The following is a 14,866-nucleotide window of genomic DNA, read 5'->3' as shown; positions in this document are numbered from 1 at the left end:
TTTTTCCGACCCACAGAAAATACCCAGGCGCCTGCAGTGGTCTGTGCTTTGCTGTTGAGGTCGATACATTCACGGCGCCGGGCGCGCCACGGGGAGCAGACATGCTGGAAAGGCTGTTTCAACTCAAGGCACACAACACCAACGTGCGGACCGAGATTCTGGCGGGCGTCACGACCTTTTTGGCCATGGCCTACATTCTGTTCGTCAACCCGAGCATTCTCGGCGAGACCGGCATGGACAAGGGTGCGGTGTTTGTCGCCACCTGTCTGGCAGCCGCCATCGGCTCGGCGACCATGGGCCTGATCGCCAACTACCCGATCGCCCTCGCTCCGGGCATGGGCTTGAACGCCTTCTTTACTTACACCGTGGTCCTGCACATGGGCCACACCTGGCAAGTGGCGCTGGGCGCGGTGTTCATCTCGGCGGTGATGTTTTTCCTGCTGTCGATCTTCCGCATCCGCGAATGGATCATCAACAGCATCCCGCTGGCGCTACGCTCGGCGATTGCTGCCGGTATCGGCCTGTTCCTGGCACTGATCGCCCTGCACAACGCCGGCATCGTGGTCAGCAACCCGGCGACCATGGTCGGCCTCGGCGACCTGAAGCAACCGGCGCCGATTCTCGCGACCCTCGGTTTTGCCCTGATCGTCGCCCTAGAGGCCCTGAAAGTACGCGGTGCGGTGCTGATCGGTATTCTCGCGGTGACCATCGCTTCGATCGTGATGGGCTTCACCCCGTTCGGTGGCGTGATGTCGATGCCGCCGTCGCTGGCACCGACCTTCCTGCAACTGGACATCAAAGGCGCACTGGACATCGGTCTGGTCAGCGTGATCTTCGCCTTCCTGTTTGTCGATCTGTTCGACAACTCCGGCACCCTGATCGGCGTCGCCAAGCGTGCCGGCCTGATGGGCAAGGACGGCCACATGCCGAAAATGGGCCGCGCCCTGATCGCCGACAGCACCGCGGCCATGGCCGGTTCTTTGCTGGGTACCTCGACCACCACCAGCTACATCGAATCCGCAGCCGGCGTGAGTGCCGGTGGCCGCACCGGCTTGACTGCCATCGTGGTCGCGATTCTGTTCCTGCTGGCGCTGTTCTTCTCGCCATTGGCGGCCAGCGTTCCAGCCTTCGCCACCGCGCCTGCCTTGCTGTTCGTCGCCGTACTGATGACATCCGGCCTGGCGGAAATAGACTGGGACGACATCACCGTCGCCGCACCGGTCGTGGTCACTGCCCTGGCCATGCCATTCACTTATTCCATCGCCAACGGCATCGCCTTCGGTTTCATCTCCTGGACTGCCATCAAGTTGTTGTCCGGTCGCGGCCGTGAGTTGAATTCGGCGCTGGTGATTCTGTCGATCCTGTTCGTGATCAAGTTGGGTTGGTTCAACGCATGACTTTTGATTCCCAGGCTTACGCCGTTCAGCTCGAAGAAAAGGTCACGCGCCTGCGTGACCTGCTGGCCCCGTTCGGTGCGCCCGAACCTGCGGTGTTCGATTCGCCGCTGAAAAACTTCCGCCTGCGTGCCGAATTCCGCCTGTGGCGCGAAGCCGGCGAGCGCCATTACGCGATGTTTTCCCAGGAAGACAAACGCACGCCAATCCTGATCGAAGAGTTCCCGATCGCAAGCCTGCGCATCAACCAATTGATGCCGCAGCTCAAGGCGGCGTGGCAAGCGAGCGCGGCCCTGAGCCACAAGCTGTTTCAGGTGGAGTTCCTCACCACACTGGCTGGCGATGCGATGATTACCCTGTGCTATCACCGCCCGCTGGACGAGCACTGGCACGCAGCGGCGTCGAAACTGGCGGCCGACCTGAACGTCAGCATCATCGGTCGCTCGAAGGGCAAACGCGAAGTGATCGGTCACGATTACGTGGTCGAGAAACTCGAAGTTGGCGGCCGCACTTTCAGCTATCGCCAGCCGGAAGGCGCGTTCACCCAACCCAACGGCACGGTGAACCAGAAAATGCTCAACTGGGCGTACGACGCCCTCGGCGATCGTTCCGATGATTTGCTGGAGCTGTATTGCGGCAACGGCAACTTCACCCTGCCGCTCGCGACCCGCGTGCGCAAAGTGCTGGCCACCGAAATCAGCAAGACCTCGGTCAACGCAGCACTCAGCAACCTGAGTGAAAACGCGGTGGATAACGTCACGCTGGTGCGTTTGTCTGCCGAAGAACTGACCGAAGCCCTGAACGAAGTTCGCCCGTTCCGCCGCCTGCACGGCATCGACCTCAAGAGCTACGAGTTCGGTAGCGTGTTCGTCGACCCGCCCCGCGCCGGCATGGACCCGGACACTTGCGAACTGACCCGGCGCTTCGACAACATCCTCTACATTTCCTGCAACCCGGAAACCCTCGCGGCCAACATCGCCCAACTGCACGACACTCACCGCATTACCCAATGCGCGATGTTCGACCAGTTTCCGTGGACCCATCACATGGAATCCGGGGTGTTGTTGACCCGTCGTTGATTGCAGCCTCCATATACAAATCAGCCGTCCACAGGACGGCTTTTTTGTGGGCGATTGAAACGCCCTGTATTTGTGCGTCCTGATTTGATAAATACAGCCACTGGCACTTCATTTGATTCCCGGTGTAATCAATCATGCAGCGACATTTCGACGATCTTCAATTGGGCAGCATCGAACTGTTTTGCCTGGCCGCAGAGGCCGGCAGCTTTACCGCAGCAGCACTTGTAGCGGGCGTGACCCCGGCCGCCGTCAGCCGCTCGGTGTCGCGCATGGAAGAACGTTTGGGTGTGCGGTTGTTTGCGCGTACCACCCGCAGCGTCAAGCTGACTGATAGTGGCCGGCGTTATTTCGAGGAGTGTCGTGAGGCTCTCGCACAATTGGTCGAGGCCCAGCGCGAGGTGATGGGGCAACAGCAAGAACCTTCCGGCACCTTGCGCATCAGCATTCCCACGACCTATGCCCATCATCGAATCCTGCCCTTGCTGCCTGCGTTTCGGGCTCGCTTCCCTGCCGTGAAGGTCGAGGCGCATATCAGCAATCGCAACATCGATTTCGTCGGCGAAGGCTATGACATGGCAATCCGTGTGCGGGCCATTCCCGACTCCGGGTTGATTGCCCGGCCCTTGGAAGACGCCGCGCTGGTGATGATTGCCAGCCCTGATTACCTGAAGCGTGCCGGCACTCCGCAGACCCTGGATGACTTGGCTCAGCACGAATGCATCCAGTACGAACTGCCCAGCAGCGGCAGACGGATTGCCTGGCTGTTCAACGACAACGGTGTGCCGCTGGAGATTCTGGCCGAGGGCAACTACTGCTGTTCCGATGACGTATTGGGTGGCGTGACGCTGGCAAAAAGCGGCGCCGGGATCTTTCAAACCTACCGCTTCATCGTCGAAAACGAACTGGCGGACGGTTCGCTGATGGAAGTGCTCAAGCCCTATGGCGGACGCTCCCGCCCCTTCACTCTGCTGTATCCGCAAAGCCGCCATGTGCCGTTGCGGCTAAGAGCGTTTATCGATTTTCTGGTCGAGCATCTGCCGCGCTGAAAAATCGCATCTGCGGGAGCTGCCGAAGGCTGCGATCTTTTTGTATCTGTCCGATCACCGCACAAATAATCCAGACCTGACGCCCTCTTCAATTGACCTTATTAACCAGTTAGTACAATTTCTCCCCACAGGCTGAAAACCTCGGCCAATGCCAAAAATAATATGTGGAGAGACCCATGTCCCCTATCGTTCTGGTGCTCAACGGCCCGAACCTGAACCTGCTGGGCACCCGTGAACCGGCGACTTATGGCCACGAAACCCTGGCGGACATTTCAGCGCTGTGCGGTCGCGCTGCCGAAGAGTTCGGCCTGACAGTGGAATTTCGCCAGACCAACCATGAAGGCGAACTGCTTGACTGGATTCACGCCGCCCGTGGCCGCTGCGCCGGGATCGTCATCAACCCGGCCGCGTGGACTCACACCTCGGTTGCCATTCGCGATGCCTTGGTCGCCAGCGAACTGCCGGTGATCGAAGTACACCTGTCCAACGTCCATGCCCGCGAACCCTTCCGGCATCACTCCTTTGTTTCGTCCATCGCCACCGCGGTCATGTGCGGTTTCGGCAGCCACGGCTATCGTTTGGCGCTGGAGCATTTCAGCCAACGTTTGGAAGGTTAAGCGTCATGACACAGAACACCGTGGTATTGGCCGGGCTGATCGGTGCCGGCATTCAGGCTTCCCGCACTCCGGCGCTGCACGAGCATGAAGGCGATGCGCAGGGTTTGCGTTATCTGTATCGGTTGATCGATCTGGATCAATTGAAACTCGACAGCAGCGCCCTGCCCGACCTGCTGATGGCCGCCGAACGGATGAATTTCACCGGGCTGAACATCACCTTCCCGTGCAAGCAGACGATCATCCCGTTGCTTGACGAATTGTCGCCGGAAGCCCGCGGTATTGGCGCGGTGAATACGGTGGTGCTGAAGGACGGTAAACGCATCGGCCACAACACCGATTGCCTGGGTTTTGCCGAAGGCTTTCGCCGTGGCTTGAAGGACGTTGCCCGTGAGCGTGTGGTGCAAATGGGCGCCGGTGGCGCAGGCGCGGCAGTGGCCCACGCGCTATTGAGCGAAGGCGTACAGCTGCTGAGCATTTTCGATGTGGATCAACGTCGCGCTCAGTCGCTGGCGAACAACCTCAATCAGCATTTCGGTTTCGGTCGCGCCGTGGCCGGGCAGGATTTGCCAGGCACGCTGGGTCAGGCTGATGGCTTGGTGAATACCACGCCGATGGGCATGAAAAAGCTGCCGGGCATGCCAGTGCCGGTGGAGTTGCTTCGGGCGCAGTTGTGGGTCGCGGAGATCGTTTACTTCCCGCTGGAAACCGAACTACTGCGCAACGCTCGTGCGTTGGGTTGCCGAACGCTGGATGGCGGCAACATGGCAGTGTTTCAGGCGGTGAAGGCGTTTGAACTGTTCAGCGGCGTGGTGCCGGATGCTCAGCGGATGCTGGCGCATTTTCAGAGCATGAATGGTTGATGATTAAAAGATCGCAGCCTTCGGCAGCTCCTACAGGATTGGTTAAACGCCGATTACCTTATAGGAGCTGCCGCAGGCTGCGATCTTTTAAGGGACCTACAAATCAGGCCTGCAGGTATCGCAAAACCGACTCGCAGATCATCTCCCGATGACGCTGCTTGATGCTTTCGTCCGGCAAGTCGATCTGAAAGATCTCACCGAAGGTATGACGGTTCGACACCCGATAGAAGCAAAACGAGCTGATCAGCAGATGCACATCCAATGGATCGAGGTCGGTGCGGAATACACCTTCTTCGGAGCCGCGACGCAAAATCTCGCCCAGTGAATCGAGGATGGTGTTGTTCATCGCCTTGATCGCATCGGAGCGCTTCACATACTCGGCGTTGTGAATGTTCTCGATGCTGACGATACGCACGAAATCGACGTTGCGGTCATGGTGATCGAAAGTGAATTCCACCAACCGCCGAATCGCTTCCACCGGCGCCAGTTCGGCCAGGTGCAGACGGTTTTCGGTGCTGCGGATATCCCCGTAGAGTTTCTCCAGCACCTCGACGTAGAGCTGTTCCTTACTGCCGAAGTAGTAATAGATCATGCGTTTGGAGGTGTGGATGCGTTCGGCGATTGCATCGACGCGCGCACCGGAAAGCCCTTGCTGAACGAACTCGACAATGGCCTCTTGAAGGATGTTCTCGCGGGTCTTTTCCGGATTGTTCTTGCGACTCTTGCGAGGCTCGGCAATTGGCTTTTCGGGCGCTACGGAGAGTTCTGTAATTATTGTCATTGCGGGCTCACGGCCATCACTGCACAAGCAGGCGATTATGGGCTGCCGCGCGCGGTGAAGGAAGCCGCGAGGCAGCGGTTTTGTACCCGTGTTTACGATTTTCCTACAACTTTGCCTGACGTACGCCACCACTTCGCGATTTAGCCATGGCCGCCAGTCGCACCGCCACGTTGGCCGCGCCGTAACCCGCGTAGCCGTTTTTGCGCTGGATGATTTCAAAGAAGAACCGCCCTTCGAACGGCTCGGTGTACACATGAAACAGCTCGCCGCCCTGAGCATCGCGGTCATAGAGCACGTTGAAATAGGCCAGCTCGCTGAGGAACTCATCGTCGAAATCGAACCGCGCGGCGAGGTCATCGTAGTAGTTGAGCGGGATATCCAGCAGCGGTACGCCCGCCTCCTTGGCGCGGCTGACTTCGGCGAAAATGTCGTCGCAATCGAAAGCGATGTGATGCACGCCGGAACCGCGATAACTCGACAGTGCGTGTGAGATGGCGGTGTTGCGGTTCTCGGAAATGTTCAGCGGCAGGCGGATCGAACTGCAACGGCTGCGCAATGCGCGGCTCTTCACCAAACCATACGGGTCGGGCAGCACCACTTCATCGTCGGCTTCGAAATCCAGCAGGCTTTTATAGAACAGCACCCAACTGTCGAGGCTGTCGGCCGGCAGCGCCATCGCCATGTGGTCGATACGCTTGAGGCCACCGCTGGCAACGGCCGTCGGTTGCAGATTGAAGTCGGTGCCGTAGACATCGGCGTTCTGGTCTACCAGGTAAATCAGACTGCCATCCGGTGCACGCACCGCTGCCAGTTCAAGCTCATTGGGGCCTACGAGTCCGCGATACGGCTGGCCTTTATAAGCTACCGCACGGGCCAGCGCACTGGCGCTGTCCTTGACCCGCACGGCGGTGGCGCACAGTGATGGGCCGTGAGCCTCGAAAAAACTGTGGGCGAAGGAATAAGGCTCAGAGTTGAGGATCAGGTTGATATCGCCCTGACGCAACAGGCTGACACTCTTGGAACGGTGCTGACCGGCCTTGACGAAACCCAGCCGCTCCAGCCAATGGGACAGTTTGGCACCGAGGCTTTCGTCCACTGCGAATTCAAGAAACTCGATGCCGTTGTATTCGCTGGCGCTAGGGGTGTCGAACAGAATGTCGCGATTGGTCGCGGGCGTGGCTTCCTGCTCCAGACGTTGGCGGGTTTTCTCTTCCAGATACAGCAACGAACGCAAACCATCGGCGGCGTTGGCCCGTGGCGGTGCGGCGCGAAAGCCGTCGTTGAAGATCTCCAGCGACAGCGGCCCGGTGTAGCCACTCTTGATGATCGGTGCAAGGAACCCCGGCAGATCGAATTCGCCCTGGCCCGGGAAACAGCGGAAGTGCCGGCTCCACTCCAGCACATCCATGGCCAGGATCGGCGCGTCGGCCATTTGCACGAAGAAGATCTTGTCGCCGGGAATCTCGGCGATGGAGCTCGGGTCGCCCTTGAGCGACAGCGTATGAAAACTGTCCAGCAATACGCCGAGGCTTGGATGATCGGCCTGGCGAACGATGTTCCACACCTGCTGATACGTGTTCACATGCCGGCCCCAGGCCAGCGCTTCATAGCCGATCCGTAGGCCACGAATGCGGGCCCGCTCTGCGAGCTGGAGCAAATCATCAATCAGAATCTGTTCATCACCGATCGAATCGGCCGAGGCGTTACTGCATACCAGCACCAGGTCGGTGCCCAGTTCCTGCATCAAATCGAACTTGCGCTCGGCCCGCTCCAGATTGCGGGGCAGACGATCGCGGCGGCAACCTTCGAAATCCCGAAAGGGTTGAAACAGCGTAATCGCGATCCCGAGATCTGCACACATCTGTCTGATTTCCCGCGGGCTGCCGTCGTAGTAGAGAAGGTCATTCTCGAAAATCTCCACCCCGTCAAAACCGGCGGCGGCGATGGCTTCGAGTTTTTCCGGCAGGGTGCCGCTCAAGGAAACGGTGGCAATGGAACGCTGCATGTATGGACTCCCGGTGGTAGGGAAATTTCTTGTCAGGGCGTAGGAGCTGCCGAAGGCTGCGATCTTTTGACTTTGCCTTCAGCGATAGGTCAGGCGCCGGAATCAAGATCAAAAGATCGCAGCCTTCGGCAGCTCCTACAGGGGTAGCGTTTGTCTTGGGCAAATTATTGGCTTGACGAATCCACACAGCAATTCAAAGTGTACTACCCGGTTAGTTTTGCGGGCGATTATCGAACACAATGGCGGTTGGCGAATTGACGATTTTTCGTCCACTGCGCAACATCGACACCACATTGAGTCCGGCCAAACCCCATGGACTCGGTTACCAAAGACCCTGAACACCACATAAAAATTTCAAAAAACGGGTACACGCTCATGCGCTCATTCAACGCCTTGTTTGCTTGCTCCATCGCCCTCCCGCCGTACCTGGCATCCATCCGAACCTTGCGCCCCCTCGGCCGAACCGTGCCGCTCGCTGAATAACCGTTGTCGTCAGTTCGACGAAAACACCTCAGCCGATCAATCACACCCGCGCCTGTCGCCGTCGATTGATCACGCGCCCTTGAAGTCCCGACAAGCCTCGCTTGTCAGTCATTGAACGGATGGCACATACATGTTTCCTTCTCAAAGCTCTCGCGTGGCTCCGGCCATGGGCGTCGCCACTGGCGGTATCGGCGACAAAATCCGCGGCGCCATGGCAGTCGGCAAAACCCGTTGGGGGATGCTGGCGCTGGTGTTTTTCGCCACCACTCTGAACTACATCGACCGCGCCGCCCTGGGCGTCATGCAGCCGATCCTGGCCAAGGAAATGAGCTGGACGGCGATGGACTACGCCAACATCAACTTCTGGTTTCAGGTCGGCTACGCCATCGGCTTTGTGCTGCAGGGCCGGTTGATCGACCGGGTCGGCGTCAAGCGCGTGTTCTTCTGCGCGGTGCTGCTCTGGAGCCTGGCCACCGGTGCTCACGGCCTGGCCACTTCGGCGGTAGGCTTCATGGTCTGTCGGTTCATTCTCGGTCTGACCGAAGCGGCAAATTACCCGGCCTGCGTGAAAACCACCCGGTTGTGGTTCCCCGCCGGCGAGCGTGCCGTGGCCACCGGCATCTTCAACGCCGGGACCAACGTCGGCGCGATGTTCACGCCGATGCTGTTGCCGCTGATCCTCCACGCCTGGGGCTGGCAAGCCGCGTTCCTGTGCATGGCGGCTCTGGGCGGCATCTGGTTGCTGTTCTGGGGCCTGAAGTACTTCAACCCGGAAGATCACCCAAGCGTTAAACAATCGGAACTGGACTACATCCAGAAGGAAGTCGAGCCGGAACAATCCCGCGTACCGTTCTCGCGAATCCTGCGCATGCGTGGCACCTGGGCCTTCGCCCTGGCCTACTCGATCACCGCGCCGGTGTTCTGGTTCTACCTGTACTGGCTGCCGCCATTTCTCAATCAGCAATACAACCTGGGGATCAACGTGACCCAGATGGGTATCCCGCTGATCATCATCTACCTCACCGCTGACTTCGGCAGTGTCGGTGGCGGGATTCTGTCCTCGTTCCTGATCGGCCGCGGGGTCAACCCGATCAAGGCACGACTGATGTCCATGTTCCTGTTCGCCTGCTGCATCATCGGCGTGGTCATGGCCGCCGGCTCAAGCAGCCTGTGGCTCGCGGTGTTTGCCATCTCCCTGGCCATCGGTGCTCACCAGGCCTGGACCGCGAACATCTGGAGCCTGGTGATGGACTACACGCCCAAGCACATGATGAGTACGGTGTTCGGCTTCGGCGGGATGTGCGCGGCAATCGGCGGGATGTTCATGACCCAGTTGGTCGGCCACATTCTGACGGTCACCAACAACAACTACACCGTGCTGTTCACTATGATTCCGGCGATGTACTTCATCGCGCTGACCTGGATGTACTTCATGGCACCGCGCAAGATTCCTACCGTCACCGAGTAAACTCCCTTCCTCCGGCAGGCCTGATTCCAGGCCTGCCTCCCTCCTCTTGTCGACGCCGTTGTTGCCACGCCGCCGCCAACCCGCTGCAACAAATCACCGCGATCCCGACCACCGTGGTCAGGGTCGGTGTGTGTGAAAACAGCAACCAGCCCAGCAAACCGGCAAAGACAATCTGGCAATAGCCGAACGGCGCCAACAACGCGGGCGCGGCGTGACGGAAGGCCTGGGTCAGAAACAGATGCGCCGTCATTCCGCACGCCCCCAGCGCCACCATCAAAAACCCATGACCCAAGCTTGGGACTTGCCAGAAGAACGGCACCAGCGCGCTCATCACTAACGTGTTGCAGAGCCCGGCGAAAAAATTGCTGGTGGTCGGGCTGTCGATTTCGCTGAGCTTACGGGTGAGCAGCTGATAGAAGCAGAAAAACAAGGCCGAGCAGAACGGCAGCAACACCGCAGGCGTGAACAGCTCGCCGCCGGGATGGACGATGATCAACACCCCGATGAACCCGCAAATCACCGCCAGCCATTGGCCGCGCGTCACCTGTTCACCGAGCAGTGGCACCGACAGCGCCGTCACCAATACCGGTGCGAGAAAATTGACCGCCGTGGCTTCGGCCAACGGGATGAACAGCAAACCGGTCGTGAACAGCAAACTGGTCCCCAGCAGGCACAACGCCCGCAACAGTTGCAGCAATGGCCGTTTGGTCCGTAGGACACGCAACCCGGACTGCGGCAGAAAAATCCCCGCCATCAGTAACGTGTGAACCACATAGCGGGCCCAGACCACCATGATCACCGGATAGAACCCCGAGAGATATTTCGACAAAGCGTCGTGACTGGAAAACAGAAAGGTGGCAACGACGATCAGCAGAATCCCTTTGAAGGGCTGATTGACACCGGAAAGCGGAGTGCTGAGGGTCATGGGGTATCCCTTGGTGTCTTGAGATCAAAAGCGGCGATAACTCCAGCACCGTCAGCCATGGATTGCAGATGCTGGTAATGCTGTTGGCCCAAGGTGCGGTTGTTGGCTGGATAGATTCCAACAATTTAGAACCTGGTTCCAGATTCTCACATTAGTAAACGCAAATAGTGTTCGAACAGCGCACAGATTCGTATCGCCAAACACAAATCAAATGTGGGAGCGGGCTTGCTCGCGAAGACGGTGTGTCAGTCGACATCAACGTACCGGACGCACCGCTTTCGCGAGCAAGCCCACTCCCACAATGGACTGGGGCTGAATTAAACGAACAACTCCGACGCCAGACTCGCCGCCGACAACTCCTCTGCAAACTTCAACAACAGCGGCGCCAGTTCATGCAACCGCGCCCCCGGCATCCGCGCACTCGGCCCGGCGATGCTGAGTACACCGATCACCCGGCCATCACCCGGATGCCGCACCACTGCTGCAATCGCCGACGTGCCTACCGCCGAACTTTCCTCGACCCAGGCATAGCCCTGCTCCCTGGCCAGACGCAGGCGCTCGAGCAATTCGATGTTGGAGCGCGGTGCATTCGGCCCGAGGTCCTTGGGCCGCTCAATGCCCTGGTGTTCCACCAGCGACAAGGCCTCGGCATCGCTCATGCACGCCAGCCACGCATGCCCCGACGCAGTGTAAAACAACGGTGCATCGCGGCCCATGTCCGGGTCATAACGCAAGCCGGATCGGGCGCCCTGGGACTTGGCGATCCAGATCTGCCGCTCCCCTTCGATCACTCCAAGGCGCACCAGCTCACCGGTTTCATGGGCGAGGCGATCAAGCACCGGTTGAACGATATCCGCGCCGCTACTCGACAGGTAGCGGAAACCCAGGGCCACCAACTTGGTCGACAGGTGATACCGCAAATTCTCTGGGTTCTGCCGCACGTAGCCCAGCCGAATCAGCTCGGCGAGCAAGCGATGGGTCGCGCTTTTGGGGATATCCAGTTGCTCTGCCAGCGTCTGCATCGGCAGGCCACGAGGTTCACTGGTGAGGCTTTCCAATACGCTGAAAACACGTTCGATCTGACTGCCGGCCATGGGAGGTTCCACATGAAATTTGCCCGATTCTAGAAGACAACTCGCTGAATGCGAAATCTGGAACCCATGTCCGATGACCGCCCCCTTTGCACGCCAAAAGCATGTGGGTTTCACGACCCCTTACACATTTCATCCACGCCTCTTTGCCAGTGCGGTTATTCATAGACGCGGCGATACACGCCCCAATCTATGAGAGACCACAAACATGTTATGGAACAGAGCAAGACGCAGCGACAACGTAAATGACACTCGGGAGGGCAAGGATGCCCGCAAAACCACAGGGAAAATGATTGGCGCCACAGTGGCCGTCGCCACCCTGACAGGCGCAGGACTTTACTCAACGGTGAGTACGACGCCGGATGACGTTCCCACCCTGCCAGATACACCGCCTCATCAATCCGCTGCCAGGGTTGCTGAAGATTCCCAGCTGATGTTCATTCAGTCCGTGCTGGGCGATACCGAAGACACCTGGAAACAACTTTTTGCGCAAACCGGCCGGCATTACCCGGAACCCACACTGACCCTGTTCAGTGAAAGAGTGACCTCTGCATGTGGCTTCGCAAACACAGCCAGCGGCCCGTTCTATTGCCCGACCAATCGCCAGGTGTATCTGGACCTGGAATTCTTTCGCGTCATGGCCCAGCAGTTTTCGGTGATCGGCGACTTCGCACAGTCCTACATCATCGCTCACGAAATCGGACATCACGTGCAGCTGGAACTGGGACTCTCCGCCCCGCTCGAGAAAGCCCAGACACACCGTCAACCAGTCACCGGCGATGGGGGTCTGGAAGTTCGCGCCGAACTGCAAGCCGATTGCCTGGCCGGTGTGTGGGCGCACCATGCGCAAAGACGCCTGCTGTGGCTTGAGGCCGGTGATATCGACGCGGCGCTGCAGGCCGCTACGGTCTTCGGTGACGACCAACTGCAACACGCCAAAACCAACGTGATACGGCCAGAGACGTTCAGTCACGGCACCTCCGCACAACGGGTGACCTGGTTCTCGGCCGGCTTCGCCGCAGGCCGGATCGACGCCTGCGATACCTTCGCGGCCACGCAACTGTAGTGCACGCCTTGCAATGTAAATCGCTAATCTCCCCAGCGGTATAGAACCGGCGTCGCTTAGGGCTGTCAGACGACCGGACTGGCGCCGCTCTCACTCACCAGCAACACTCATCACCATGTTCAACGAGGATTCCCCCATGCTTTGGAAAAAAGGCCGACGCAGCGACAACGTGGTTGATGCTCGTGGCGATGATGTCGGTGGGGGTGGCGGTGGGATGCGCTTCGGCGGAGGCAAGGGCCTGAGCCTGACGGCGATCCTGTTGATCGTCGGGATCGGCTGGATCACCGGCCAGGACCCGATGCAGATCCTCGGCCAACTGACCGGGCAGATGAGCGAGCAATCAGCTCCGGCCCCCACCCAAACCCGCAAGGCGCCACCGGCCAATGATGAAGGGGCCGAATTCGTGCGCTCGATCCTTGGCGATACCGAAGACACCTGGCGCCAGATTTTCCAGCAGGCGGATCGGCAATACAAAGATCCGACCCTGGTGCTGTTCAGCAATCGCGTCAACTCGGCCTGCGGCCTGGCGACTTCGGCGACAGGCCCCTTCTATTGCCCCGCTGACCAGAAGGTCTACCTCGACATGAGTTTTTTCCAAGAGATGTCCCAACGTTTTTCCGCCGCGGGAGACTTCGCCCAGGCCTACGTGATCGCTCACGAAATCGGACACCATGTGCAGACCTTGCTCGGTGTTTCAGCGAAGATTGAGACCGCTCGCCAACAGGGCCGGCAGATGGAAGGCGACAATGGTTTGCTGGTGCGCCAGGAGTTGCAGGCCGATTGCCTGGCCGGCGTCTGGGCCAACAATGCGCAAAAACGTCTGAACTGGCTGGAACCCGGTGACATCGAAGAAGCCTTGAACGCCGCCAACGCCATCGGCGACGACCGCTTGCAACAGCAAGGTCAGGGCCGCGTGGTGCCGGACTCCTTCACCCACGGCACTTCGGCCCAGCGAGTACGCTGGTTCAAGGCCGGATTCGCACAAGGCCAGGTTGGCCAGTGCGACACCTTTGCAGCGAAGAATCTGTGATGCGTAAGTGGCTGCTGGCTCTGTTAATCACCTGCGCAAGCACTCAGGCTGCCGAGCAAGGGGTCAAGGCGATCAGTTCCGGGCGCTTGCTGCTGAGCGCCGGGGAAATTGCGGTGAGCATTGGCCCGACGCCGGCGAAAATCGAACGCGTACTGATCATCGTCCATGGTCGATTACGCAATGCGGAAACCTACCGCAAAAGCGCCGAACACGCAGCCGAGCAGGCCGGGCAAAGCGCGAACACCTTGGTACTCGCCCCGCAGTTTCTCAACGAAACCGACATTGCGAGCCAACCGGTGTCTGACAGCGTTTTACGCTGGCAAGGCAATGACTGGATGGCCGGCGGCTTATCCACTGCGCCGTTTACGCTGAGCTCCTATGCGGCGCTCGACGAAATCATCGCTCGGCTGGGTGATCGGCGACAGTTTCCGGACGTGAAGCAAATCGTCATCGCCGGTCACTCCGGTGGCGCTCAGGTGGTTCAGCGTTATGCCTTGCTGGGTCACCCTCAGCCAGCCCTCGATACCGAGGGCGTGAAAGTGCGCTATGTGATCGCCAACCCTTCGTCATACGCCTACTTCAATGAGCAACGGCCAGTGGCGTTCAGTCACGCGGGGTGTCCGAATTTCAATCGCTGGAAGTACGGGCTGGCGGATCTGCCCGCTTATGCCAATGGGCAAACACCTGCGCAACTTGAAGAAAGCTACGTCAAACGTGACATCGTTTATTTACTCGGGCAGCAGGACATCGACCCGAATCATCCGGCGCTGGATAAAAGTTGTGAGGCTAAAGCCCAGGGTGCTTCTCGATTGATTCGTGGGCGCAACTATTTCAATTATCTGAAGCGACGCCATTCTCAAGGGTTGAGTCAGCAGCTGATCGAAGTGCCTGGGGTCGGGCACAATGGGGACGGGATGTTTACGTCGCCTGAGGGGCAGAAGGCGTTGTTCGGTCAGTGAGTGTTTGTGGTGTCTGATCTGACACCTTCGCGAGCAGGCTCGCTCCCACAGTAGATCTGCGC

At 59.1% G+C, this 14,866-nt stretch carries 13 protein-coding genes; 9 read left to right on the top strand and 4 right to left on the bottom strand.

Features of this window, described 5'->3' with window-relative positions:
* The first annotated feature begins 101 nt into the window (after positions 1 to 101).
* The 5 genes from JFU11_RS22070 (at position 102) to JFU11_RS22050 (ending at position 4,996) form a co-directional block, all read left to right on the top strand.
* Entirely contained in the window at positions 102 to 1,397 is a 1,296-nt protein-coding gene (locus JFU11_RS22070) for an NCS2 family permease (protein WP_038981444.1), read from the top strand.
* Positions 1,394 to 2,473 carry a tRNA (uridine(54)-C5)-methyltransferase TrmA gene (gene trmA, locus JFU11_RS22065; RefSeq protein ID WP_201062094.1) on the top strand — a complete coding sequence of 360 codons (1,080 nt, stop codon included), beginning with the start codon at positions 1,394 to 1,396 and terminating at the stop codon, positions 2,471 to 2,473. Before JFU11_RS22070 ends, trmA begins: the two co-directional genes overlap by 4 nt.
* A 134-nt stretch (positions 2,474 to 2,607) precedes the next feature.
* Positions 2,608 to 3,519 (top strand): LysR family transcriptional regulator, encoded by a 912-nt coding sequence (locus JFU11_RS22060; RefSeq protein ID WP_201062093.1) that lies wholly within the window; start codon positions 2,608 to 2,610, stop codon positions 3,517 to 3,519.
* A gap of 176 nt (positions 3,520 to 3,695) precedes the next feature.
* Entirely contained in the window at positions 3,696 to 4,136 is a 441-nt protein-coding gene (gene aroQ / locus JFU11_RS22055; protein ID WP_030129491.1) for a type II 3-dehydroquinate dehydratase, read from the top strand.
* 5 nt (positions 4,137 to 4,141) lie between these two features.
* Positions 4,142 to 4,996, top strand: coding sequence for a shikimate dehydrogenase (locus JFU11_RS22050; RefSeq protein ID WP_201062092.1), 855 nt, complete (start codon positions 4,142 to 4,144; stop codon positions 4,994 to 4,996).
* Positions 4,997 to 5,099: 103 nt separating this feature from the next.
* On the opposite strand, the gene JFU11_RS22045 is transcribed toward JFU11_RS22050, so the two are convergent.
* Both JFU11_RS22045 and quiC read right to left on the bottom strand, forming a co-directional pair.
* Entirely contained in the window at positions 5,100 to 5,777 is a 678-nt protein-coding gene (locus JFU11_RS22045; RefSeq protein ID WP_123721366.1) for a TetR family transcriptional regulator, read from the bottom strand.
* A 103-nt stretch (positions 5,778 to 5,880) separates the two neighbouring features.
* A complete protein-coding gene (gene quiC, locus JFU11_RS22040; protein ID WP_201062091.1) occupies positions 5,881 to 7,782 on the bottom strand; it encodes a 3-dehydroshikimate dehydratase QuiC in 1,902 nt (633 codons plus the stop codon).
* A 649-nt stretch (positions 7,783 to 8,431) separates the two neighbouring features.
* Here quiC and JFU11_RS22035 point away from each other — a divergent pair.
* Entirely contained in the window at positions 8,432 to 9,733 is a 1,302-nt protein-coding gene (locus tag JFU11_RS22035) for an MFS transporter (RefSeq protein WP_242483630.1), read from the top strand.
* Here the strand turns inward: JFU11_RS22035 and JFU11_RS22030 are convergent.
* Together JFU11_RS22030 and JFU11_RS22025 are read right to left on the bottom strand one after the other, a co-directional pair.
* Positions 9,723 to 10,658 (bottom strand): DMT family transporter, encoded by a 936-nt coding sequence (locus JFU11_RS22030; protein ID WP_123721363.1) that lies wholly within the window; start codon positions 10,656 to 10,658, stop codon positions 9,723 to 9,725. The two genes, JFU11_RS22035 and JFU11_RS22030, sit on opposite strands and share 11 nt — an antisense overlap.
* Positions 10,659 to 10,975: 317 nt before the next feature.
* Positions 10,976 to 11,752 carry an IclR family transcriptional regulator gene (locus JFU11_RS22025; RefSeq protein ID WP_201062090.1) on the bottom strand — a complete coding sequence of 259 codons (777 nt, stop codon included), beginning with the start codon at positions 11,750 to 11,752 and terminating at the stop codon, positions 10,976 to 10,978.
* 205 nt (positions 11,753 to 11,957) lie between these two features.
* Here JFU11_RS22025 and JFU11_RS22020 point away from each other — a divergent pair, with 205 nt between their 5' ends.
* From JFU11_RS22020 to JFU11_RS22010, 3 genes are all read left to right on the top strand, one after another.
* Entirely contained in the window at positions 11,958 to 12,815 is an 858-nt protein-coding gene (locus JFU11_RS22020) for a neutral zinc metallopeptidase (protein ID WP_201062089.1), read from the top strand.
* Between the two features lie 136 nt (positions 12,816 to 12,951).
* A complete protein-coding gene (locus JFU11_RS22015) occupies positions 12,952 to 13,845 on the top strand; it encodes a neutral zinc metallopeptidase (protein ID WP_123720501.1) in 894 nt (297 codons plus the stop codon).
* The gene (locus JFU11_RS22010) at positions 13,845 to 14,804 is read left to right on the top strand and encodes an alpha/beta hydrolase (RefSeq protein WP_123720502.1); all 960 of its coding nucleotides are present in this window, start codon (positions 13,845 to 13,847) and stop codon (positions 14,802 to 14,804) included. The genes JFU11_RS22015 and JFU11_RS22010 overlap by 1 nt, the downstream gene beginning before the upstream one ends.
* The last annotated feature ends 62 nt before the right edge of the window (positions 14,805 to 14,866 follow it).

The organism is Pseudomonas sp. TH37, from assembly GCF_016650735.1.
Taxonomy (GTDB): Bacteria; Pseudomonadota; Gammaproteobacteria; order Pseudomonadales; family Pseudomonadaceae; genus Aquipseudomonas; species Aquipseudomonas farris.
This window is presented reverse-complemented; position numbering and strand designations above follow the sequence as displayed.